Source organism: Vibrio sp. HM8-C (assembly GCF_058630515.1).
Genome location: NZ_JBMMKS010000005.1, coordinates 185,670 through 207,443, shown reverse-complemented (window position 1 = coordinate 207,443; position 21,774 = coordinate 185,670). Strand labels below are relative to the sequence as shown.

Sequence of the window (21,774 nt, the reverse complement as noted above, 5' to 3'; positions counted from 1 at the left end):
CTTTGGGCCGTTAAACTATCTTTAGAATATGAAAAATGAACTTCAAATTGAAAAAGTATTGAGTCAACACACCTTACTATCAGGACATTTAAGATGGATCTAGCGACCCGATTAGTCATGCTTTTGGAAGTGCACCAACAAGGCTCTTTTGCCAAGGCTGCTGATGCTCGAGGTCTTGATAGATCAGTACTTTCCAAACAGATAAAAAAGCTTGAAGATTCATTGGGCTTGCGACTTTTAAATCGTTCCACTCGCTCATTATCATTTACACCAGCTGGGCTTGAGATTGTTAAACAAGCACAAAAAATACGCGATACTCTCGACGAAACTCGTCATCTTGCCAACACATTTAACGACGAACCTAGAGGTATTTTAAGGCTTTCTAGCACGCAATTATTTGGTCGAACTTACCTAAAAAAAGCGGTCAACAACTTCCTTAAAAAATACTCCCAAGTCAGTGTTGAAGTGATACTCGATGATAGAAAAGTAGACCTTATCGGTGACCGATTTGATATCGCTTTTCGCATTGGTGTTCCTGATGATTCAAACCTTGTTGCCAAGAAGCTCGCTGATCATAAGATGGCTATTTTAGCGTCGAAAGCATTCATTGAAGAACACGGTTTTCCCGATACTCCAGAAGAACTTTCAACCCTACCGTCAGTCATTTATTCAAACCGATCTTTCACGTTAGATAAGGTAAAATTATTCTCCGAGTCAGAGGAGGAATCCTTTATCCTCAATGCCCAAGGGAGATACCATGTCAACGAAGTAGAACTGCTCATGGACGCTGCACAAGAAGGCTTAGGCTATGTGATCGTGGGTCAAATGATGCTAACCAAAAACATTAATGATTTGGGCTTAATAAAACTCTTACCTGATTTTCAAGTATCGTTAATTGGCGGCCTCTACGCTCTTTATTCGCATCGCAATCCACCACCTTTAGTAAAACTTTTCATTGAAACAGTTCAAGAGACTATTGGCACTCCGCCAGTATGGGAATCGTACCTCAACGACTAGTCGACAAGCCTCCCTCTCACCTTCAAATGACATCATTTTAATCAATGTGTTAACTCCATTGATCGCAATAACTCGTCTCTATAAAACTCAAAAGTACTTTATTCAGTAATTTTCTATTTTTTGTGAATTTCCTTTCACAGGCTAGTAGGACTTTTTATTAAATTTCAACCCCTACATTGGTGCTAAATTGTCCATAGTAAAATGCCACAAGTGATCTTCATCACACTAAATATTTCAACCATAATGCTCCCATCGGATGACAGATAAGTCTGACATCCAGTAAGAAACAATTAAGTCTATTCTTCAAAGGTGAATATTATGAACAAACTAATGACTGTAGCTGCAGGCCTACTTCTATCAACTTCTGCTTTTGCATCTAACGTTACGCTTCACAACGATACAACTGTGACTACTTCAAGCTTTGCGACTAAAGCGGAAGCAATGGATGCAGGTTTAAACGTTGCTCAAAACTTATCAGACATGAGCCAAAATGAACTACGCATCCAACTACCAGTAGATGCTTACCAAAACGTAAATGACATCGCTATTGATAACACTGAAGTCAAAATTGAAGAGTTCGCAGTAACGCGTGGTGAAGTGCAATACCGTGCTGTTGTAGATGTGGATTACCACTTCAACGCGAAAGAAACTCGTTAATCAAACACTTAAACAACTTATAAAGTCCATCATTCAAAAGGTACTAATCATGAAAAACACAATTATTCTTGCAACAGGTCTTCTACTTGCTTCATCTGCATTCGCTTCAACTACAACTGTAAGTGACAACGCAACTTTCAAAACTGACACTTTCAGCACCAAAGCAGAAGCTTATAACGCAGGTTTCGACCTTTCAGATTCTGTTAAAGCAATGGATCAAGCACAACTTCGCCACCAACTTCCAGTTTCATCATACACACTGGTTAAAAACATCAATGTTGGTCAATCAGAAGTAACAGTTGAAGAAATCGCAAACAACAACGGTGATATCCAATACCGTGCTATCGTTGATGTCGATTACAACTTCAACGCTAAAGAAACAAACTAATTGCTTCAAAGCCACGGGGATACGGATATCCCACGGCTTGTTCCTTCCAATTAATTCAACATTTCTTTGTTGTTACAAAACTAGTGCTCTCTCTGCTTTTGAAAATCAATTCACTACTTTCCATGCTTCTTTAATCCAAAGAACGAATCGCAAAATAAACCTTAGTACCAATTAATGTCACAACAAAATGAAACGTGTCGCAATAAAACGCCAAATAGTGCTATATTCGCCAAAGTTAATTACTGTTTAAAACTAATAGGGTAATTGACAGTAAAAGGAATTTGAAAAAGGTAATGCTGTGGAACTACAAAATCTCTCTCGACCTGAATTAGCTATTGTATGTAAGCTTTTTGGTGCACTTTTCTATTACCCTCCTAGAGATTTTAATCAATTTCCTTTTGGAACGTTCTTCGAGGAAGATGAAGTTGAAACTCCGATAAAAGAAGTGAATCAGGTTTTAAATAGTTTCAAATTTACCAATCAAAAAGCATTACAAAATGAGCACGATCGCTTATTCACACTTCAAGATGATATGCCTGCTCCACCTTGGTCATCTATGTACCTTGACCGCGAGTCAATTCAATTTGGTCAATCCCATCAGAAATATTGCGAATTCATTGAACATTGTGGACTTGGCTTACGAGAAGACGCGACTGACCCAGAAGACCATATTGGCCTGATGCTAATCATCTTGGGGATGCTAATAGAAGACCAGCAAGATCAGCATGTAAAAGAGATGCTTGGTGACTACCTTGTGACTTGGTCAGGCTATTATTTCTTTAACTTGAAGAAAGCAGCCCCTCAAAGTGTGTATTCTGACTTAGCGGAAAAAGTGAAGCGACTATTGGAGCTGCTGTGCACCAGCTATTCAGCTCAAGTTCTTATTAAAAACAATTACTTTCAACCAGTTCATGCCTAAATCATTTGAAAATGAATCATATCTACTTAGCGGGTGGCTGCCTTTGGGGCGTTCAGGAGTTTATTAAGTATGTTCCTGGAGTGATCGACACTGTAGCAGGCCGTGCTAACGGCACAACTCAGTCAACAAAGACAGAATACGATGGTTACGCAGAATGTGTACGTGTGGAATTTGATGATTCAGTTATATCGGTTACACAGCTTGTTGAACATCTCTTCGAGATCATTGCCCCATATAGCCTCAATCAACAGGGTCATGATGTTGGCCTAAAGTACCGTACTGGAATTTATAGCAATGAGCCTGCTCATTTAACTGAAGCTCAAGATTACATTTCTTCTCGAACCGACGCTGATAGAATCGCAGTAGAAGTTCTACCATTGACAAACTTCGTAGCCAGTGATGAAGAACATCAGCATCGCCTATCTCGGATTCAAGAAGACCATTATTTGTGTCATATCCCTTGGGACTTACTTCATAAGTACCGCACTTCTCATAGTGACAAATAAGTAACATTAAAAAAGGCTCATTATTTCACCATAACGAGCCTTTAAGTTTTACGAATTATTCTCTAAACCTGCAAATAGTGTGCAGCGCAAAGCTTGTTGCCGAAAGGATCTCTCAAATATGCGAGATAAAGTTTTCGTTCAGCACTTGCTCGTACACCCGGAGGATCCTCACAGGTCGTTCCACCATTTTCGATTCCAGCGGTGTGCCACGCATCCACAAGCTCTGGAGTTGCTACTTTAAAACCGATTGTCATGCCATTGCCATGTGTGGCTGTTTCGCCGTTAATTGGCTTTGTAACACCAAGAACGCCATGTGAATTGATGTACATGCAGCGCCCTTTACTATCGATAACACCTTCCGGATAGCCTAAAACTTTTAAGATTGCGTCATAAAACGCTTTAGATTTTTCAATATCGTCGGAGCCAACCATAATATGACTAAACATTGCCCTTCCTTAGTGATTCAATACGCGAAGTTGCTATGCATATAGTTACCTCATCTTGACCACATCAGCAACGAATTGTTGAGTTCAGTATCCTCAACCAAGTATCAATAACTATTGAACAAAGTAGTCTTAATGGCCTCATTTTTATAGGCATGGAACAGCTACTTTGATAAATCAGATCGTTCCTTCAAGATTACAAACTGCATCACAATTACAACATTTCATACCGTTGGATTATTACATCATTGTTAGATTGTTTTTATAACAAATGTTGCATAGAAAAAAGCCACACCGAACAGTTTGTAACCATAATGACCATACTAATTTCCTGAGTATTACTGTATTTCACAGTAAATATTTCTAGTTTAGATTAAATTGTTGTTAAAAATATCTTTAAAATTGTGTAACATTCAATCCTGTTTTGGTTGTTTACTTACTACTTTTGACAGCTATAAACAGGGGTTTTCTACAGGCAATGCTCATACACAAAACATAAATAAAATATTGAGCGTAAAAGTGTCGGTGGCTGTAGAAAATTAATCATAGATAAGCACTTGTAATGTTTGCGATTTAGAGAGATTTAGGCCCAAAAATGAGTAACGTAACTGGTCAAAAAGGATTCAACCAGCTTAGTACTAATGCTGCTGACAAACTGGTCGATGTGGTTTTAATCGGTGGTGGTATCATGAGCGCAACGCTCGGTACCTTTATCCAACAATTGGAACCTAATTGGTCTATTCAAATGTTTGAGCGACTAGATAAAGTCGCTGAAGAAAGCTCCAACGGATGGAATAATGCAGGTACTGGTCATTCTTCCCTAGCAGAATCGAACTACACTCCCCAAACTTCAGATGGTGAAGTTAAGATGGGTAAAGCGGTAGATATCTACGAACAATTCCAACTTTCTCGTCAATTTTGGGCTTACTTGGTTCAGGAAGGCCTTATCAAAGATCCGAGCACCTTTATCAATAGTGTGCCGCACATGAGCTTTGTGACTGGCGAGAACAACGTAGATTTCCTGCGTAAACGCTTTCAAGTGCTTCGTAGTTCGCCACTGTTCGATGGCATGATCTACTCTGAAGATAAAGAACAAATTAAGTCATGGGCTCCATTAATCATGGAAAATCGTGACGAAAACCAACCAATTGCTGCCACGCGCTCTCGTTTTGGTACAGATGTAAACTTCGGTGCCTTAACGCACCACATGATTGACATACTCAGCCAGAATGAAAACTTTTCGTTGAGCACTAAGCATGAAGTGAAAACACTGAATCGCCAGTCTGATGGTACTTGGAAGGTAACTGTTAAAGACTTGGTAAATAACACATCTCGCACTGTTCACACCAAGTACGTATTTATCGGTGCTGGCGGCGCATCGCTAACACTATTGCAGAAGTCTGGCATCCCAGAATCACGCAACTACGGCGGATTCCCTGTTGGTGGACAATTCCTCGTAACTGAGAACCCAGAGATTGTTAAACAGCACCGAGCAAAAGTGTACGGTAAAGCTGCGGTAGGTGCTCCACCAATGTCAGTTCCACATATGGATACTCGTTTCATTGATGGTAAAGAAGTCGTTCTTTTCGGCCCATTTGCAAGCTTCTCTAGTAAGTTCCTGAAAGAAGGATCACTGTTGGATCTATTCGGTTCTGTGACACCATCAAACTTACTTCCAATGACGCAGGTTGGCCTTAAGAGCTTCGATTTGATCAAGTATCTGGTTGGTGAACTGCTTCAAAGCAATGAAGATCGTATGAAAGCGCTTAGAGAGTTCTTCCCTAGCGCAAAATCTGAAGATTGGACGCTGTGGCAAGCAGGTCAACGTGTTCAAATTATTAAAAAAGTTCCAGGTAAAGGTGGTGAACTCCATCTAGGTTCAGAACTCGTGCACTCAGCTGATGGCAGCCTAACTGCATTACTTGGTGCTTCACCGGGCGCATCAGTATCAGCAGCAGTTATGATTGAGCTTTTACAACGCTGTTTTGCTGAACAAATGGCAACTGAAGAGTGGCAAGACAAAATCAAGCAAATGATTCCTTCTTATGGACTAACGCTTAACGAGCATCCAGAGTTGAACCAAGAAATCTTGCTCAATACCAGTAAAGTTCTGAAGCTGTCCCAAGACCTTGTTGAAGTCCGTTCTGCAAAAGAAGAGCTTGAAGACCAACAGCAGCAAGTGTTTGCAACGATCGCTTAAACACTAACGACATTGAAAAAAGCTAACCCTACTCCTCGTATGCGTTAGCTTTTTTATTGCCCTTAACCTTTTTATTATCCTCATCTTTCCAAACGCCTTTACGTTTATATTCTGTGAAGTAGTTTAAATCCGACATTGAAAAATGAATCGGTTTCGAGTCGAATTGGCTTAATTTCCAAGGTTACTCAATCTTTAAAATGGCAAGATTGCGCTTTCAGTTATGTTAGGTATTAAGGCTGTAGCAATGTCAATTTACACGTTTCGTTCTGTTAAGGAATGGTTCCCACAGTATTCTGTACTTTCCATTTGGCCACATGCTACCGCTTCACCTGCTATAAAACCTCAATTCACCTATAACAACTCTACAGATGCGCCTATGGAGCGTGAAATATCGAAAATCACCCATCCTGAAATCATGGTTGTACCGTCAACAACACCGAATGGTATAGGCGTACTGCTAATTCCCGGCGGAAGCTACAAAAGAGTGGCATTTGATAAAGAAGGCGTTGATACCGCCATTAAGCTCAGTTCAAAAGGCTACACCGTTTTTGTCATGACATATCGTATGCCTGCGGATGGGCACAAAGAAGGTAATCGCGTATCCCTTGCTGACGCTCAAAGAGCCATGAGAATCATACGTTCTCAGTCCGACAGTTGGGGCTTAAAACACCTTGGCGTGATTGGCTTTTCTGCTGGTGGGCACGTTACTTCGAGTTTGGCGACCTGCTTTGAAATGGAAACCTATGAAAGTGTCGACGAATTGGAATCGATCAGTGCTCGCCCTGACTTTTTCTCCTTGATGTATCCAGTTATTACTATGGATGAGACTATTGGTCACCCGGGCTCACGACTGCAACTACTGGGTTATTCTCCTGATGAACATGCTCTAACGGCTTTCTCAACAGAAACCAGAGTTTCGCCAAACACGCCACCGTGTTTCCTCGTCCACGCCAGCGATGATAAAGCGGTAAAAGTGGAAAACAGCATTGTCTTTTGGCAAGCATTGAAAACTCATCAAGTCCCTACTGAGATCCACATTTTTGAAAATGGTGGTCACGGCTTTGGTATTCGAGACACCATAGGTTTACCTGTTGAAGCCTGGCCACAGCTGTTCGACATTTGGGTCAAACGCCATTTTCACTAATAAGCCCTATTCAGACCAATACTAGCTATAAAAGGATTTGATATGCATTTTCCAGTTAACGAACCTATCTTACCCGAAGAAACTTTTGTGCTGTCAGACGGTGAACCCAATGAGCTTCTCGGCGATTGGCCGGATAGGTTTTATGCGCACATATCAAGACTAGAACTTCATTACTTTAAAGCCAAACATCCCGCTAAAGTTCAAGCTTTAGTGTTTGGTGGTGGAGGTTATCTGCAATTGGTTCATGACAAAGAAGGCGTCGAAATCGCGCATTGGCTTAACAATATAGGCATTGATGCTTATGTAGTTACCCATCGACTACCGGGCGCAGTCAACAAAGATGGAAGTATTAATAGCTTTGATATCGCCTTACGAGATGGGCTTACCTGCTTAGAATTGATTAAGCTGCGCTCCAGTCTTCCACTTATTCATGTTGGTCTTTCATCTGGCGGTCACATGGCTGGTGTTATGGCATGTCAAAAAGAGCCAGTGAGAGCAGTTGGCGCGATAATTACATACGCCCCTATCAATGCCAATCATCACAAGTATAAAGCACCAGCAGGTAAACCTGATTATCCACCAGTTGAGAAACAGAACTTCTACAACGCATGGCCAATCGGAATCGATGCAGAACCCCATGGCATACCCACAGTTCCTCTATTTGTTGCTTACGCTCTCCATGACCAAGCGGTACCCGTTGATCATGTTTTGAATCTCATTAAGACTGCACAAATCAATGGTAATGACGTTGAAGCTCATATCTATCCAGACGCGCCACATGGCTTCGCACTAAGAGAAACTTCAGGGACACATGCGCAATGGTATAAGCTTGCTGAGCAATGGATAAATAAAGTAATTGACGATAAATCATAACGTTAAAAAACGATTCGTAATTTTCGTTACATTGTCACGAAAGTTTGCAGCTATGTAGACCTTGCTTGCATCTAATATAAATATTTATTGCGGGTTTATTCGTACACTCCTAAGCCCCAAAGATTCAGAGGTTTCAACGTGTATTGATGCTATCTAATTTCTCTAAAATGTCTCATCGCAACACAATTTTCTGCCACCTAATTGTTCACTCAGGATACTGTTCTTAATGTAAATAAATCTCTGTTTTGATTATATTTGTGTTGCTAATACGTACATTGTTTTATATGTTATTGATAAATATGTGAAGTGTTGCTGCTCGCGATCGAATACTCACAAAACGCATGTAGCTTCATGCCATTGAACGATTAGCATTAGATGGAATAGTGGTTATGGATAACTACTTTTGGCTGCTAACTTCGGCATTACTCGTGTTTGTAATGCAAGCAGGTTTTCTATGTCTCGAAAGCGGCCGAATTCGCAGTAAAAACAGTATTAACGTTGCAGCAAAAAATATTGCTGACTTTATCATCTCAGTCATTATTTTCTGGCTGTTCGGCTTTTCGCTCATGTTTGGTGAAAGCTATTACGGCTTCATCAATCCTTTTCCATCCGTTTTCAATAACGTCGAAAATCCTTGGGATACTAGCTTTTTTCTCTTTCAAGTCATGTTCTGCGGTACAGCAACAACTATTATGTCTGGTGCGGTTGCTGAACGAATGTCTTTCAAAGGCTATTTACTTATCGCAACGGTGTTAAGTTCCCTCATCTATCCAGTGACGGGTCATTGGGCTTGGGCTGGTGCCTTTAACCCTGAGAACCCAGGCTGGTTACAATCTATAGGTTTTGTCGATTTCGCAGGCTCAATGGTAGTACATGGTGTTGGCGGTTGGCTCTCTTTAGTAATCATTATGATCATAGGACCACGTATTGGTCGGTTTGATCAGGGAGTGACACTTCCACAAGGTAGCAATCTCCCGCTTTCTGCTCTCGGAACTCTGCTACTTTGGTTTGGCTGGTTCGGTTTTAATGGCGGCAGTACCTTAATTTTTAATGCTCAAGTACCCATGGTTATTCTTAATACCTGTATTGCGGCTGCTTGGGGTGGCGTGACGGCTTCTGTCATTCATTACTATTACCACCGCCACTTTGATGTTTCGTTGATACTCAACGGTATTATTGGTGGCTTAGTCGGTATTACGGCAGGTTGCCATGTGGTTGACACCATTGGCGCTACGCTGATTGGTTTAGTTTCTGGCTGCATTGTGTTCTTCGGTGAAAAGTGGATTAACTCACTACGTTTAGATGACGCACTGGGTGTCGTTCCCGCTCACCTGTTCACTGGTATTTGGGGCGTTCTTGCAGTGGGCCTGATAGGTGATCTCGACAAAATAGGCACAGGTTTAACCCGTACTGAACAAATTGAAATTCAGCTACTCGGCATAGTGTGTATGAGTGCTTGGTGTGTGGTTATCGGATATATCGCAGCGAAAGTAATAAACCACATAAGCCCATTACGTGTTACTCAAGAAGATGAAGAGCAAGGTATGAACGTGGCGGAGCATCACGCCGCGACAGAGCTTTTAGACCTACTCACCTCTATGAAACATCAGCAAGATAAAGGCGACTTCTCCTCACCCGTTCCTGAGCACCCGTTTACCGAAGTTGGTCTCGTTGCTACTCAGTACAATAAAGTTATCAAACGGGTTCAGACTGAAATCTCTGCCCGGGATGAAGCAATCGATAATTACCAAACTAGCGAACTGCGTAAAAGTGCTATTTTGGATTCTTCGATGGACAGTATTGTCACCTTAGATTTGAAAGGAAACATCTTAGAATTCAACTCCTCGGCAGAACGAACTTTCGACAGCTCAGCATCACGAGCCAAAGGACAGAGTTTTATCCAAACTTTTGTTCCAGAGCAATCTCACTCGCGTTTTTCTGACAGTCTTGAGCACGGTTTTATGCTCCCAGAAGGCTTATTGCTGAACCGTCGTAACAATCTCAAGTTGAAGCGTACGGGAGGCAATGAGTTCCCCGCAGAGGTTTCGATTACCTACTCGAAACAACTGGATCAAACCAAAGGCGAATATGTGTTGAATATTCGTGATGTCACACGTCAACGTAAGTTAGAAGCCAAATTAAAACAACTTGCTTATAGTGACCCGTTGACTGGTCTCTACAACCGAACTTATCTCGTTGAGAAGATGAAAACCTATCTCAATAATTTAAGCGGTTCTGACCAAGCCATCATCGTATTCTTCTTGGATTTGGATAAATTCAAACGTATTAACGACACTATGGGCCACAAAGCTGGTGATGAGCTGCTGTGCGAAGTAGCAAGAAGGCTAAGTAGCGTTACTCGTCAGGCGGACATTATCACTCGTTGGGGTGGCGATGAATTTATTATCCTGATGCGCGGAGATATCAACCTGTCAATTGCTGACAATAAAGCTAGCGAAATTCTCAATGTCATGCGCCAGCCAATAGAACTTGCAGGCCAAACACTGAACATTCCGACCAGTATTGGCATCAGCATGACACACAATGCCGAAATCGAAGCAGACAAGCTCATTCAGCAAGCTGATATTGCTATGTATCAAGCCAAAATACTTGGGCGTGATAACTACCAGTTCTTTGATGACCAAATGGCGTTGCGCGCACGCCAAGATTTCCATTATGAACAGGCTCTAAAAGAAGACCTCAATTCAGAACGCTTCTATCTTGTCTACCAACCAAAAGTTACCGAGAAAGGCCACATCATCGGGCTGGAAGCACTCAGCCGCTGGGAACATGAAACCGATGGATTTATATCTCCGCCTGTATTCATAGGCATCGCAGAAGAATCAAGCTTGATCATTACTCTGGGCGAACGAGTCATTCAGACTGTCCTAAACTTTTTGCACAAGCTCAAAGCCGAAGGTTCAGAGTTAGTTCCAATCTCTATAAACATTTCCGGCAAACACCTGCTGAGCGATGAGTTCGTTCCAACACTACGCAGCCAATTAACCAAGTTCGGCATTGATGGTCGTTGGATTGAAATTGAGATTACCGAAGGTGTACTGGTAACCGATATTAACCGCTCAATTGAAGTAATGACGCAGCTAAAAGAATTGGGCATATCCATTTCAATTGACGACTTCGGTACAGGTTATTCGTCGTTGAACTATCTTAAACGTCTACCAATTAACATCCTTAAAATTGATAAGTCGTTTATTGATGAATGCCATACGATTCAGGAAGATGGAAAAATCTGTTCAACCATCATAAGTCTTGCGCATAACTTAGATCTTGTGACCATTGCAGAAGGTGTTGAAACTGCAGAGCAGCTTGATTTCCTTCTCAAAAATGGCTGCCAATATTTCCAAGGTTATTACTTCCATAAACCTCTGAGACAAAGCGATGTAGAAACCTTACTTGAAGGCAACTTACACCACGCCTTCATCAATGCTTGATCCTTCTCTCCCCTCTGCCGATCTACGCAGAGGGGTTTTCTCGTGTAAAAGTGAGATAAAGTTCCCCTTTTCAATGACTCCCATTAAGAATATGCACATTTGTGATTAATCTAACGATATAGAAATAGTGCTGCGTGTATTTTAAACCATTGTTTCATTTTAATAATAAGGATGGTTATGAAGCACGCTATTTTTGCTACTCTGCTAACCTCTGTTTTAGCTCTGTCACCACAATTGTCATATGCCGATGCTGCCAGCGGTCCAGATTATCAGACGCAAGCGTTTGATAGTGCTGAACGGACATTCCCACTGTTTTATGAAAAACTGAAAGAGCGCATGCCTTTCTCTATGGGCTGGGAAAAGAACCAACTCACTCCAGAACAATGGCGCACTCAAGGATTAGAAAAAGCACGAGAACTGCTTCTTCCGTATCAAGACAACACTCCATTTAATCCTTTGGTTATTGATGAAGTTGACCGTGGTTCATACGTTGCACAAAAAGTAGTATTCAATATCAGCGATGAAAGTCGAGTGTTAGCGTTAATGTTAGTGCCTAAAGGTGACGGTCCTTTCCCTGCTGCACTTTTCTTACACGATCACGGCAGTAAGTTTGATATCGGTAAGGAAAAGTTTGTTAAAACTTGGAATGACGAAGCTCGTCTTGCTTCATCACAAGCTTGGGCCGATAAATTCTTCTCTGGTAAATATCCGGGGGATGAACTCGCGAAACGTGGCTACGTTGTACTATCGATTGATGCATTGGGCTGGGGAGATCGTTCTGTACCAGAATTCGCCACCAACTCGCAACAAGCATTAGCATCGAACCTATTTAACTTAGGAACTTCATTTGCTGGCATTATCGCTTTGGAAGATGTTCGTGCTTCAGAGTTTCTCGCAAGCCAAGCAAAAGTCGATAAAACTCGCGTTGCGTCCATTGGCTTTTCTATGGGTGCATTTCGCTCTTGGCAATTAGCAGCTCTCTCCGACTCTATTACAGCCAGTATTGTGGATTGTTGGATGGGTACAATGAAAGGTTTAATGGTTCCAGGTAACAACCAGCTTAAAGGTCAATCCGCGTTTTCAATGCTTCACCCATACATAGCTCGATACTTAGATTACCCTGATATTGCGTCACTGGCTGCGCCAAAACCGATGCTGGTATACGCAGGTGGTCAAGACAAACTGTTCCCAGTAGATGCTGTTAACTCAGCATTTAGCACCATGCATTCGGTATGGAAAGCGAACAATGTTGAAGACAAATTGCAAACTAAAATCTGGGAAGATAAAGGACATACCTTCACTGAAGACATGCAAAAGGAATCGTTCGATTGGCTGGATAAACAGTTCGGCCTTTAACCTATTGTTGCATTAGATTTACATTCCATTTTAAAGAGCTAAAGATTCCCTTTAGCTCTTTTCTTGTTTAACGGCTTAAGTCTTTTACGTAAACGTGTGTCGTTTTACTTTTTTCGAAGCCAACCTTGGGATAAAACACGTGGGACTCTTTTCTTTCGATATTGGATCTTACGACGATCTTCTCTAGTCCTTGATTTACGGCCCACTCTTGAGCCTTCTCTACCAAAGCCTGTGCGATTCCTAACCGGCGATGATCATACCCTACCACCAAACCCGTAATTTCTGCTTTTAATCCAGATTCAAGGAACAAGCGTTTCTCTACCACTAACCATCCACAAACGCAGCTATCTTTGATTGCGATAAACACACCATGCATTGGCGACGCGGTAAGTTGTGCTAACCAATCTTCTGTTTCATCCGCGTTTGCAAAGTAGCCCAGTTCTGATGTTAACTGCGCAATCTGTTTTGAGTCTTCTCGGTTTGCAGTAGCAATTTCAAAATTCATTAACGTACCTTGTTTCGTCATGAGAGGCTTCAAACATGACAGCTTAGATAGGCCAAAGCAATAACGAACAAGGCTAGCAACAAATTTTAGGCAAAATAAAACCTCAATAAAGAGGTTCTATTTTTATTCGCATTGCCGTTATCCAATACACCGCTGTTTATTCAACAGACCTTGGTTTATTCAACATATTTTGGCTTATTCAGTAAACGTTGGGTAATCAGTTAATCCTTTCTCTGCACCACCAAACAAAGTGTTCGCATCGTGCGTAGCCCATTGCTGACCGTTTTTAATACGCTCAGGCAGATCTGGATTGGATACAAATGGGCGACCAAAGCCTATCATGTCCGCAACACCTGAACTCAGAGCTTGTATCGCCTTATCAACGTTGTATTTGCCCGCATAAATCAGTGTGCCAGTAAAAGCTTCACGTAACGCCTGTTTAAACGTCATCGGCATAAGAGGTGCATCATCCCAATCCGCTTCTGCGATATGTAAATACGCAATACCGTGTTTATTGAGCACTTTCGCGGCAGCTACATACGTCTCTACTGGGTTCGCATCGACTGTCCCATTGAGCGTAGTCAACGGAGCCAAACGTACACCAACACGGTCAGCACCAATCGCATCACAGAGTGTCTTAACCACTTCATCAAGAAAACGTAAGCGGTTTTCCAAACTACCACCGTACATATCTGTACGACTGTTCGATTCAGAATCAATAAACTGGTTCACCAAATAGCCGTTGGCAGCATGCAGTTCAATGCCATCAAAACCTGCCAACAGCGCATTTTTCGCTGCTTGGTGGAACTGCTTAATCACAAGATTGATATCGTCTTGTGTCATTTCTCGCGGCATAGCGGTATCAACGAAACCCGGTGCATCAGTGCCGTTATCGATAAACACTTTTACGCCAGCGGCTTTGATTGCAGAGGAAGAAATTGGCTGCTCACCATTAATGTTATCAGGGTGCGTAACACGACCCACATGCCAAAGCTGAGCGAAGATAACACCACCTTTCGCATGTACTGCATCGGTTACTTTCTTCCAACCTGCAATTTGTTCATCGCTGTAAATACCCGGAGTCCATGCATACCCTTTCGCATTGGGTGCGATTTGTGTACCTTCACCGATAATCAAACCCGCTCCAGCACGCTGGGCGTAATAAGTTGCCATAAGGTCATTTGCTACGTCGTTAGGTTGAGTTGCTCGTGAGCGAGTCATCGGTGGCATAACAATACGGTTTGCTAACTGAAAACGGCCTACTTGAAGTGGTTGAAATAATGAGTCAGTCATAATATCCCCAACTGGAAAGTGAATGCTTTATGTTGGTCAGATTCTATCAATGAACTTGGTGGTGATTAATCAACGAAAGGACAAAATATTTTTGCAATTTCTACAAAAATAATAGCTGGGTAAACCTTTATATCACAGCGTAAATCTTGGTTTGATAAAGTCGATAAATGCCGAAATACGTCGAGCCACTTGCGACGATTTGTAGTAAACCGCGTTAATCAATTCTCGGTCTGACGACTCTTTGCGATAGGAATCTAGTAACACTATTAAGCGCCCTTCAGCGATATCCTGCTTTACCATATAGCCAGATAAACAACTGATGCCATTACCTGCAAGTACAAGCTGACGCACGGTTTCACCACTGCTACAGGCAATCGTTGGTTCGATATGGTCAACGCCTTCAACTGGCCAAACATTCAGACTTCTTGGAGTCGTAAAACCAATAATGTCATGCTGTTTAAGTTCTTCTGGCGTAACGGGAATCCCTTTCCTTGCAAGGTATTCTGGCGCGGCGACAACAAATAAGCTGCTTTTACCTAAGAAACTAGAATGTAACGTAGAATCCGGCAAACGACCGATTCGGATCGCAACATCAGTGCGCTTTTCAAGCAAGTCAACATAGCCCTCATTTGAGGTTAGTTCTAATTCTATATCGGGATATGCTTCGCTAAACTCTCTAATCAGTGGCACTAACTGATTGAGCATGAAGGGACTGGCGGCATCAACCCGAAGTTTCCCTCTTGGCAGTTCGCGACCAAGAGAAAGATCTTCTTCTGCTTGTCGCAGGTGTTGCAAACCTGAACGAACAGAGTCAACAAAGCGCTTTCCTTCTTCAGTCAGCTCTAAACGTCTGGTGGTTCGATTGAGTATCGTAATACCCAGTTGCTTCTCTACCCGACTGACAGCGCGGGATACTTTAGCGACTTGCACCCCCATAGCATCGGCAGCCTGCGAAAAGCTGCCATTATCAACCACGTTAACTAGGATTTCTAAATCATCGGAGCGCGTAAGCATTAAATATCCGTTTATTGCAAATTTGACAAAATTAGTCTGGCGATAATAGCCAATTTAAGTTCAAAACAAAATGGAGTTTATGCAGTGAGAGGAGTGAAGATAACGAAACCCAACCTCTATTTATATTGCTCGACGCTGGGTTTGAAGAATTAGATATTTGTGCAACGTTAGATAACGCACTCTTTGATTGTGGAGGCTTTACCTACACCTTTTTCGATTATCGCCAACATCTGGTCGTTTTTTACAGAAGAGACAATCTTATCGAGCAGGTTTTCTGCCGTTGATTCTGATGAGGCTTCAACCAAACAGTAATAAGAGTTAGAGATCTGCTGCGTCACTTTTGAAATTGCTTCTTGGTCACCAAGCTCAGTGTTCATCAGATCATTAATGGATTGAGTGAACTCTATCGCTCTTTGCGTAGCATCACCTAATACGTCGAGATTCAAACTATTAAGATCAAACGATTCCGCTTTTGATTGCAAACCATCCACCGCTTTGTTCGCTGCTGCTTGTGCTTGATCAATCATTTTACTGGCATCATCACAACCCACTAAAGCGAACATAACCGTTAACGATATTAGCGACTTCTTCATTTTTTACCTCAAAGATATAAGTAACGCTTTGATAGTAAGTGAAGGTCAAAGTGTATAGAACAAAAATACCGTAACAAAATGCGTTAGATTTTTAATCCGTTTTGCAGAGAGTTGTAGTCAGCTACTTCACCAAACCGAGTATGGTTTTGAACTCTGGTGCGCGGCAGTCCTTAACAAGTTCATAAAGGCACATCTCAAGTGATGTGCGCTTTATGCCAGCGGAAGACATCTTTTCAATAGCGAGGGCTTTGTTAGCCGCTTCACGCGAAGAAATGCAATCCACCACCAGATGAACTTCGTGTCCCAATTCTTTCAGGCTCATAGCCGTTTGATAAACACAGATGTGAGCTTCTATACCACAAATCAGCCATGATTTTTTATCTGTAGCTTGAATGCGTTCTATGAAGCTTGGCTCACTGCAAGCATCAAATGTGAACTTGGAGATAGGAGTTTGACCGACGAGTAAGTCATTGAGCTTTTCGACCGTTCTGCCCAGTTTTTCAGGATTTTGCTCTAACCAAACTATTGGCAGTTCAAGGGCAAGCGCTCCAGAGAGCAACTTTGTACAGTTTGAAATCATCCGTTCACTGTCAGATACCAAACTGGCGAGCTTGCCCTGTACATCGACAATAATAAGTCCTGTATCTTGCTTGTTTAACACATCTTCTCCTTACGTAAAGTTAAGCCTTCTTAGAGCTTAACCGAAGAAGACTCTGTTGTGTTTGTTGGTTTGCTACGCTGCCAATTATGTAAATAAAGCCTGCCATAGCAGTCTTAACGCCAAGCAAGTAAGAACGATATTGAACGCTCGGTTGAAGTATACGTCGCTCATACGTTTTACAAATTTTAATCCCACCCATGTTCCTAAAGATCCTGAAACGATCATTAGAATCAGTAGTGGTAGCCAAGGCATAAACTCAAAACCTGCGACACCAAAGACCATAAGTTTGGTAACGTGCTGCAACGACATCGCTATCGCGAAAGTAGCAATTGTTGTTAAGCGTGCAATATGCACTTGCTTCACAAAGGCACCAACTAATGGACCAGAAGCGCCAACAAACAGTCCGACAAACGAAGTCACTAAACCTGCTACCAAAACGCCTGTTTTGCCCAAAGCTACCGAAGGAATTTTAGGCCCCCAGCATAGAAACAAGATAAACCCTGCGATGGAGAGATACATCACCTCCGGTGGCAGTGAGACCAGAACAAAGAAGCCAATTATTGCGCCAAGTACCACACCCGGCGCAAACATGGAGATCAGTTTCCAGTCGATGTGTTTCCAACTCATAATAGCTCGCCCGCTGTTCGAACCAAGTTGGATAAAACCATGCAAAGGTATGATGATTTGCGGTGGCACAACTTGAGCCATCACTCCTAGCATCATTACACCGCCACCCGCTCCAAAACTCGCAGTGAACATTGAGGTAAAGAAGGCGGTAACAGTGAGAAGCGTTACCACACCTTCAGGCATTCCATTAAACAAAACGGTAATCACACAGACCTTTACTCAAGCAATAGCAAGCCCGCACCAGTATTAGAGATTGGCACATGGTAGTTACTGTGTTTAACCTCTAAGGTTGGATTTAGCACACCGCGCATGCCTAACCACATAATGAGCTCAGGCCCTTGTGAACCCGCTTGTTCTACAAGGTCGCGAATCGATAACTTAGTCAATGCTTCAGGTTCATTTACGATTTTGTCCATGCAGTAAAGGTCAAACTCTTTATTAATAAAACCCGCACGCTCTCCATCCAACTGATGGGACAAACCACCTGTTCCTAAAACTACAACTTTTAAGTCTTTGTCATAGCTACGAACTGCATCACCAATCGCTTTACCCAAATCGTAACATCGCTTCGGCGATGGCATTGGATGCTGCTCTACGTTGATACAAACAGGAATGATCTTCATATGATCATAATGATTACCCGGCCACATAAGTTGCATAGGTACAGTTAAACCATGGTCGACCTTCATCTCTTGGCAGATAGTGATATCGAATTCGTTGTCCACCAACTCATTGCAGATATGCCATGCCATTTCAGATTCACCGTGAATGGTTGGAATAGGTTTAATACCCCAACCTTCATCAGAGTTGTGGTACTGCTCTGCAACACCAATAGCGAAGGTTGGCTTCTTATCGATGAAGAATTCTAAACCGTGGTCGTTGTAAAAGATGATCGCAACATCCGGTTGCTTCTCATTTAGCCACTGACGTACCGGAGGGTAAGCATCAAAAAACGGTTTCCAATAAGGGGTTTGTTCTAGCCCTTCATCAATTGCGCGACCAATTGCGGGTATGTGTGAAGTGGTGATACCACCAAGTATTTGCGCCATGGTCTTATCTCCCTGCATCAACCAGTTTTTGTTTAAATGCTTCTAAACTCATTCCAGTTTGTAGAGCACCAATGTCTTGCATGTTCATGCCAAGCAAACCTGCAAATTTCGCGAGGTAGTAGATGTTGCCACCTTCTTCAATTAGCTTTAGTACATCACGATCGTGTACCGCTTGCTTTTGCGCTTCTGTTAGTCCGAAACGATCGCAATACGCCATTTCATCTTTAAAAAACTCTTCACGAGCTGAGGCTTCGTTAAAGGTGTAACACATTTTGTTGAGACCATAGCCTTTACGAGCCATTGCGCCGTCGAAGAATGTGGTTCCGAATACCGGTACTTCGTTTTTTACGTAAGCCATAACTGCCTCCTACTCCCAGTAAAGTTTCATTGGGTTATCAATAAGCAAGGCTTGTTGCAGTGCTGGCGTCGTTGCAATCTGTGGAATTACATCCACAAGATGCCCATCATCCGGCATATGTGATTTCATGTTCGGATGCGGCCAGTCTGTTCCCCAAAGTACTTGGTTGGGGAATTTCTCGACCAACAACTTGGCGAAAGGAACCACATCGCTGTAATCCGGCGGCGTTTGAGTTAATCGTTCTGGGCAACTTACTTTTGTCCAAATCTGTGGATTATCCGCAAGCAGTTTTACAAATTTCTGGAAGTTAGGGTGATCAACACCTAGAGCAACATCAGGGCGCCCCATGTGGTCGATAACAATTTGTGTATCCAACTCGACAAGGAACGGTGCGATGTCATCAAAATCCTGCGCCTCGAAATACACCACAATGTGCCATCCAAACGGTTTAATTTTCTCAGCAATGCCTAAGAAAACGTCTTTTGGCGTTGCGTCAACTAAGCGTTTTACGAAGTTGAAACGAACCGCGCGAACACCCACATCGTGCATCTTTTGAAGTTCTTGCTCAGTAATATCAGGAGAGACCACCGCCACACCACGAGCAACTTCGCCTGCATATTCCAATGCATCAATCAGCGCTGCGTTATCTGTACCATGACAAGACGCCTGTACAATCACGTTACGGCTGAATCCTAGATGGTCACGCAGTGCAAACAACTGGTGTTTTGATGCGTCGCACGGTGTGTATTTTCGTTTAGGTGAATACGGAAATTGTTCGCCCGGACCAAATACATGGCAGTGCGCGTCAACAGCACCCGCAGGCACCGAGAATTTTGGCTTACTCGGCTGCGGATGAAAAGGTAGGTAATCTTTATCCATGTTCTAAATCCTTCAGTTTTATAATTTTTATATGTTGATAGCGTCTACTGCACTTGCTAACCGATAAGTACAGTCAGGCTTAATGCCCGAACACGACACCATCAAACAATTTGCGCGCCGTTCTAAGTATCGCCGCGCTTTTCACGTTATTGGTTTCATCTAACTGCATCACCACACTCAACTCTCCAGTCGGGTGTTCGATGCTTAAAGTCATTTTGTTTTCTGAAGAAAACGTAGATTCAGTTTGCAGATTGGCGATGCGTTCTGCAGGCGAACCTTTAAGTAAACATGCCGTCGCTACGCTGACTGCACCCAATACACCAATTGCGTCATGGCATCGGTGAGGAATAAAGGTGCGAGTATTCACTGTTCCGCCCTGCGTCGCTGTACTAACAATACTTAGCTTAGGTACAGACAAAGCGCTCACATCACCAAGGTTCATCATTGGCCCCGCTTTTAATCTCAAGGCTTCCAGTTGCGAACGTAACTCTTTGTTTTCTTCAAGTTGTTGCGGCGTTTCGTTACCGCGTAACCCAAATTCATCCGCAGCAATCACAATCACAGGCATACCGTTGTCAATCAGAGTGACATTAAGACCGTTAATCTCATCGACAGCGTTTCCAGTAGGGAGTAATGCCCCACAGCTAGAACCGGCAGTGTCTTTAAATTCAATTTCGATTCGACTCGCGCTACCTGGTACGCCATCAATACGAGCGTCACCACGATAATTCACTTTGCCATCTGGAGTTGGTACACGACAAACGGCGTATTGCCCAGTATTTTCCATGTAGACAGTGACATCGGTAACATCACCTGTAACTGACACTAAGCCTTTTTCAATCGCGAAAGGCGCAACGCCTGCAAGTATGTTTCCGCAGTTTTGCTTGTCGGTAACAATAGCTTGGTCGACAAACACCTGTAGAAACAGGTAATCCACATCTGCACCTTCACGTTCGGATGGTTTTACAACTGCGACTTTTGAAGTCAGGGGATTTGCCCCCCCCATCCCATCAATCTGTTTTACATCAGGCGAACCCATGATTTGCAGCAAGAATTCATCACGTTCGTTTTCTGCTCGTGGCAAATCAGACGCCAAGAAGTAACCACCTTTAGATGTGCCACCTCGCATCCACAAACAAGGTGCAGATAATGGATAATCAGACATATTTCAGACCTTCTTTTTCTAATCTGCCACGCATGTCGTATACATCAAGACCCAGTTCACCGTTGGCAAAACGAAGGCGTTTTTGCTCTTCAAAAGCTTCACGAGCACGCGCTGCTTTGAGCACTTCAACGGCTTCTTCACGGCGAACCACACACACGCCGTCATCATCTGCAACGATCACATCACCGGCATTGATTACTTCATCAGCGCAGACAATTGGCACATTCACAGAACCCAATGTGGCTTTGATTGTGCCTTGAGCAAAGATATGTTTTGACCACACAGGGAAGTTCATACCTTTTAGAACTCTTACATCACGCACACCACCATCGATGATCAAACCTACTACACCGCGTGCTTGAGCCGAAGTCGCTAGTAAGTCACCAAAGAAGCCATGATTCGAAGGAGAAGTAGGTGCGAAAACAAGGATGTCACCCGGTTTACACTGTTCAATGGCAACGTGAATCATCCAGTTGTCACCGGCAGCACCAGAAATAGTGATTGCAGAGCCAGCCACTGATACATCGCTATAAATTGGGCGCATGTAATCAGCAAGAAGACCTTTACGACCTTGAGCTTCATGAACCGTAGCAACACCACACTCAGCCAAACCGCGAATGGTTTCTTCGTCTACACGTTCAACGTTTTGTACAACTTCGTTTTTCATCGGATGTA

General features: G+C 42.8%; 22 protein-coding genes. 10 read left to right on the top strand and 12 right to left on the bottom strand.

The window, feature by feature from the left end; all coding sequences use genetic code 11:
* Positions 1-93 precede the first annotated feature (93 nt).
* The 5 genes from ACOSVQ_RS08600 (at position 94) to ACOSVQ_RS08580 (ending at position 3,487) form a co-directional block, all read left to right on the top strand.
* Positions 94-1,017, top strand: coding sequence for a LysR family transcriptional regulator (locus tag ACOSVQ_RS08600; protein ID WP_491982131.1), 924 nt, complete (start codon positions 94-96; stop codon positions 1,015-1,017).
* 318 nt (positions 1,018-1,335) lie between these two features.
* Complete coding sequence (locus tag ACOSVQ_RS08595; protein WP_491982130.1) at positions 1,336-1,674, top strand: DUF3316 domain-containing protein; 339 nt, start codon at positions 1,336-1,338, stop codon at positions 1,672-1,674.
* Positions 1,675-1,723: 49 nt separating this feature from the next.
* Entirely contained in the window at positions 1,724-2,062 is a 339-nt protein-coding gene (locus ACOSVQ_RS08590) for a DUF3316 domain-containing protein (RefSeq protein ID WP_491982129.1), read from the top strand.
* A 298-nt stretch (positions 2,063-2,360) separates the two neighbouring features.
* Complete coding sequence (locus tag ACOSVQ_RS08585; protein WP_491982128.1) at positions 2,361-2,981, top strand: TorD/DmsD family molecular chaperone; 621 nt, start codon at positions 2,361-2,363, stop codon at positions 2,979-2,981.
* A gap of 11 nt (positions 2,982-2,992) precedes the next feature.
* Positions 2,993-3,487 (top strand): peptide-methionine (S)-S-oxide reductase, encoded by a 495-nt coding sequence (locus tag ACOSVQ_RS08580; protein WP_491982127.1) that lies wholly within the window; start codon positions 2,993-2,995, stop codon positions 3,485-3,487.
* Between the two features lie 62 nt (positions 3,488-3,549).
* On the opposite strand, the gene ACOSVQ_RS08575 is transcribed toward ACOSVQ_RS08580, so the two are convergent.
* Entirely contained in the window at positions 3,550-3,933 is a 384-nt protein-coding gene (locus ACOSVQ_RS08575) for a VOC family protein (RefSeq protein ID WP_491982126.1), read from the bottom strand.
* A 592-nt stretch (positions 3,934-4,525) separates the two neighbouring features.
* Between ACOSVQ_RS08575 and mqo the strand changes: the two genes are divergently transcribed.
* From mqo to ACOSVQ_RS08550, 5 genes are all read left to right on the top strand, one after another.
* On the top strand, positions 4,526-6,130 hold the full coding sequence (gene mqo / locus ACOSVQ_RS08570; RefSeq protein ID WP_491982125.1) for a malate dehydrogenase (quinone): 1,605 nt from the start codon (positions 4,526-4,528) through the stop codon (positions 6,128-6,130).
* Between the two features lie 244 nt (positions 6,131-6,374).
* Positions 6,375-7,274, top strand: a complete 900-nt coding sequence (locus ACOSVQ_RS08565; RefSeq protein ID WP_491982124.1) for an alpha/beta hydrolase — start codon at positions 6,375-6,377, stop codon at positions 7,272-7,274.
* Between the two features lie 42 nt (positions 7,275-7,316).
* A complete protein-coding gene (locus ACOSVQ_RS08560; RefSeq protein ID WP_491982123.1) occupies positions 7,317-8,147 on the top strand; it encodes an alpha/beta hydrolase in 831 nt (276 codons plus the stop codon).
* 389 nt (positions 8,148-8,536) lie between these two features.
* Positions 8,537-11,599, top strand: a complete 3,063-nt coding sequence (gene amt / locus ACOSVQ_RS08555; protein ID WP_491982122.1) for an ammonium transporter — start codon at positions 8,537-8,539, stop codon at positions 11,597-11,599.
* Positions 11,600-11,776: 177 nt separating this feature from the next.
* Positions 11,777-12,955 carry a dienelactone hydrolase family protein gene (locus ACOSVQ_RS08550; protein ID WP_491982121.1) on the top strand — a complete coding sequence of 393 codons (1,179 nt, stop codon included), beginning with the start codon at positions 11,777-11,779 and terminating at the stop codon, positions 12,953-12,955.
* Between the two features lie 67 nt (positions 12,956-13,022).
* On the opposite strand, the gene ACOSVQ_RS08545 is transcribed toward ACOSVQ_RS08550, so the two are convergent.
* The 11 genes from ACOSVQ_RS08545 to ACOSVQ_RS08495 all read right to left on the bottom strand — a co-directional run bounded on the left by ACOSVQ_RS08545 (position 13,023) and on the right by ACOSVQ_RS08495 (position 21,766).
* Complete coding sequence (locus ACOSVQ_RS08545) at positions 13,023-13,460, bottom strand: GNAT family N-acetyltransferase (protein ID WP_491982120.1); 438 nt, start codon at positions 13,458-13,460, stop codon at positions 13,023-13,025.
* A gap of 195 nt (positions 13,461-13,655) precedes the next feature.
* A complete protein-coding gene (locus tag ACOSVQ_RS08540) occupies positions 13,656-14,753 on the bottom strand; it encodes an alkene reductase (protein ID WP_491982119.1) in 1,098 nt (365 codons plus the stop codon).
* A gap of 132 nt (positions 14,754-14,885) precedes the next feature.
* The gene (locus ACOSVQ_RS08535; protein ID WP_491982118.1) at positions 14,886-15,767 is read right to left on the bottom strand and encodes a LysR substrate-binding domain-containing protein; all 882 of its coding nucleotides are present in this window, start codon (positions 15,765-15,767) and stop codon (positions 14,886-14,888) included.
* Between the two features lie 167 nt (positions 15,768-15,934).
* Positions 15,935-16,360 carry a hypothetical protein gene (locus ACOSVQ_RS08530; RefSeq protein ID WP_491982117.1) on the bottom strand — a complete coding sequence of 142 codons (426 nt, stop codon included), beginning with the start codon at positions 16,358-16,360 and terminating at the stop codon, positions 15,935-15,937.
* A 121-nt stretch (positions 16,361-16,481) separates the two neighbouring features.
* Entirely contained in the window at positions 16,482-17,021 is a 540-nt protein-coding gene (locus tag ACOSVQ_RS08525; protein ID WP_491982116.1) for a hydrolase, read from the bottom strand.
* A gap of 84 nt (positions 17,022-17,105) precedes the next feature.
* The gene (locus ACOSVQ_RS08520) at positions 17,106-17,855 is read right to left on the bottom strand and encodes a sulfite exporter TauE/SafE family protein (protein WP_491982115.1); all 750 of its coding nucleotides are present in this window, start codon (positions 17,853-17,855) and stop codon (positions 17,106-17,108) included.
* 8 nt (positions 17,856-17,863) lie between these two features.
* Positions 17,864-18,697 (bottom strand): class III extradiol dioxygenase family protein, encoded by an 834-nt coding sequence (locus tag ACOSVQ_RS08515; RefSeq protein ID WP_165313930.1) that lies wholly within the window; start codon positions 18,695-18,697, stop codon positions 17,864-17,866.
* 4 nt (positions 18,698-18,701) lie between these two features.
* Positions 18,702-19,055, bottom strand: a complete 354-nt coding sequence (locus ACOSVQ_RS08510) for a protocatechuate 4,5-dioxygenase subunit alpha (protein WP_491982114.1) — start codon at positions 19,053-19,055, stop codon at positions 18,702-18,704.
* A 9-nt stretch (positions 19,056-19,064) separates the two neighbouring features.
* Positions 19,065-19,934 (bottom strand): amidohydrolase family protein, encoded by an 870-nt coding sequence (locus tag ACOSVQ_RS08505; protein ID WP_491982113.1) that lies wholly within the window; start codon positions 19,932-19,934, stop codon positions 19,065-19,067.
* A gap of 79 nt (positions 19,935-20,013) precedes the next feature.
* Entirely contained in the window at positions 20,014-21,099 is a 1,086-nt protein-coding gene (locus ACOSVQ_RS08500; RefSeq protein WP_491982112.1) for a 4-oxalomesaconate tautomerase, read from the bottom strand.
* Positions 21,092-21,766: a 4-carboxy-4-hydroxy-2-oxoadipate aldolase/oxaloacetate decarboxylase gene (locus ACOSVQ_RS08495; RefSeq protein WP_491982111.1), complete on the bottom strand. Its 675-nt coding sequence runs from the start codon at positions 21,764-21,766 to the stop codon at positions 21,092-21,094. The genes ACOSVQ_RS08500 and ACOSVQ_RS08495 overlap by 8 nt, the downstream gene beginning before the upstream one ends.
* Positions 21,767-21,774: the final 8 nt, after the last annotated feature.

Coding starts and splice junctions, on each gene's coding strand:
- ACOSVQ_RS08595 (WP_491982130.1), top strand. CDS start 1,336: ATGAACAAACTAATGACTGTAGCTGCAGGCCTACTTCTATCAACTTCT.
- ACOSVQ_RS08505 (WP_491982113.1), bottom strand. CDS start 19,934: ATGGATAAAGATTACCTACCTTTTCATCCGCAGCCGAGTAAGCCAAAA.
- ACOSVQ_RS08565 (WP_491982124.1), top strand. CDS start 6,375: ATGTCAATTTACACGTTTCGTTCTGTTAAGGAATGGTTCCCACAGTAT.
- ACOSVQ_RS08545 (WP_491982120.1), bottom strand. CDS start 13,460: ATGAATTTTGAAATTGCTACTGCAAACCGAGAAGACTCAAAACAGATT.
- amt (WP_491982122.1), top strand. CDS start 8,537: ATGGATAACTACTTTTGGCTGCTAACTTCGGCATTACTCGTGTTTGTA.
- ACOSVQ_RS08530 (WP_491982117.1), bottom strand. CDS start 16,360: ATGAAGAAGTCGCTAATATCGTTAACGGTTATGTTCGCTTTAGTGGGT.
- ACOSVQ_RS08495 (WP_491982111.1), bottom strand. CDS start 21,766: ATGAAAAACGAAGTTGTACAAAACGTTGAACGTGTAGACGAAGAAACC.
- ACOSVQ_RS08550 (WP_491982121.1), top strand. CDS start 11,777: ATGAAGCACGCTATTTTTGCTACTCTGCTAACCTCTGTTTTAGCTCTG.
- ACOSVQ_RS08575 (WP_491982126.1), bottom strand. CDS start 3,933: ATGTTTAGTCATATTATGGTTGGCTCCGACGATATTGAAAAATCTAAA.
- ACOSVQ_RS08580 (WP_491982127.1), top strand. CDS start 2,993: ATGAATCATATCTACTTAGCGGGTGGCTGCCTTTGGGGCGTTCAGGAG.
- ACOSVQ_RS08535 (WP_491982118.1), bottom strand. CDS start 15,767: ATGCTTACGCGCTCCGATGATTTAGAAATCCTAGTTAACGTGGTTGAT.
- ACOSVQ_RS08590 (WP_491982129.1), top strand. CDS start 1,724: ATGAAAAACACAATTATTCTTGCAACAGGTCTTCTACTTGCTTCATCT.
- ACOSVQ_RS08515 (WP_165313930.1), bottom strand. CDS start 18,697: ATGGCGCAAATACTTGGTGGTATCACCACTTCACACATACCCGCAATT.
- ACOSVQ_RS08510 (WP_491982114.1), bottom strand. CDS start 19,055: ATGGCTTACGTAAAAAACGAAGTACCGGTATTCGGAACCACATTCTTC.
- ACOSVQ_RS08500 (WP_491982112.1), bottom strand. CDS start 21,099: ATGTCTGATTATCCATTATCTGCACCTTGTTTGTGGATGCGAGGTGGC.
- ACOSVQ_RS08560 (WP_491982123.1), top strand. CDS start 7,317: ATGCATTTTCCAGTTAACGAACCTATCTTACCCGAAGAAACTTTTGTG.
- ACOSVQ_RS08600 (WP_491982131.1), top strand. CDS start 94: ATGGATCTAGCGACCCGATTAGTCATGCTTTTGGAAGTGCACCAACAA.
- ACOSVQ_RS08540 (WP_491982119.1), bottom strand. CDS start 14,753: ATGACTGACTCATTATTTCAACCACTTCAAGTAGGCCGTTTTCAGTTA.
- mqo (WP_491982125.1), top strand. CDS start 4,526: ATGAGTAACGTAACTGGTCAAAAAGGATTCAACCAGCTTAGTACTAAT.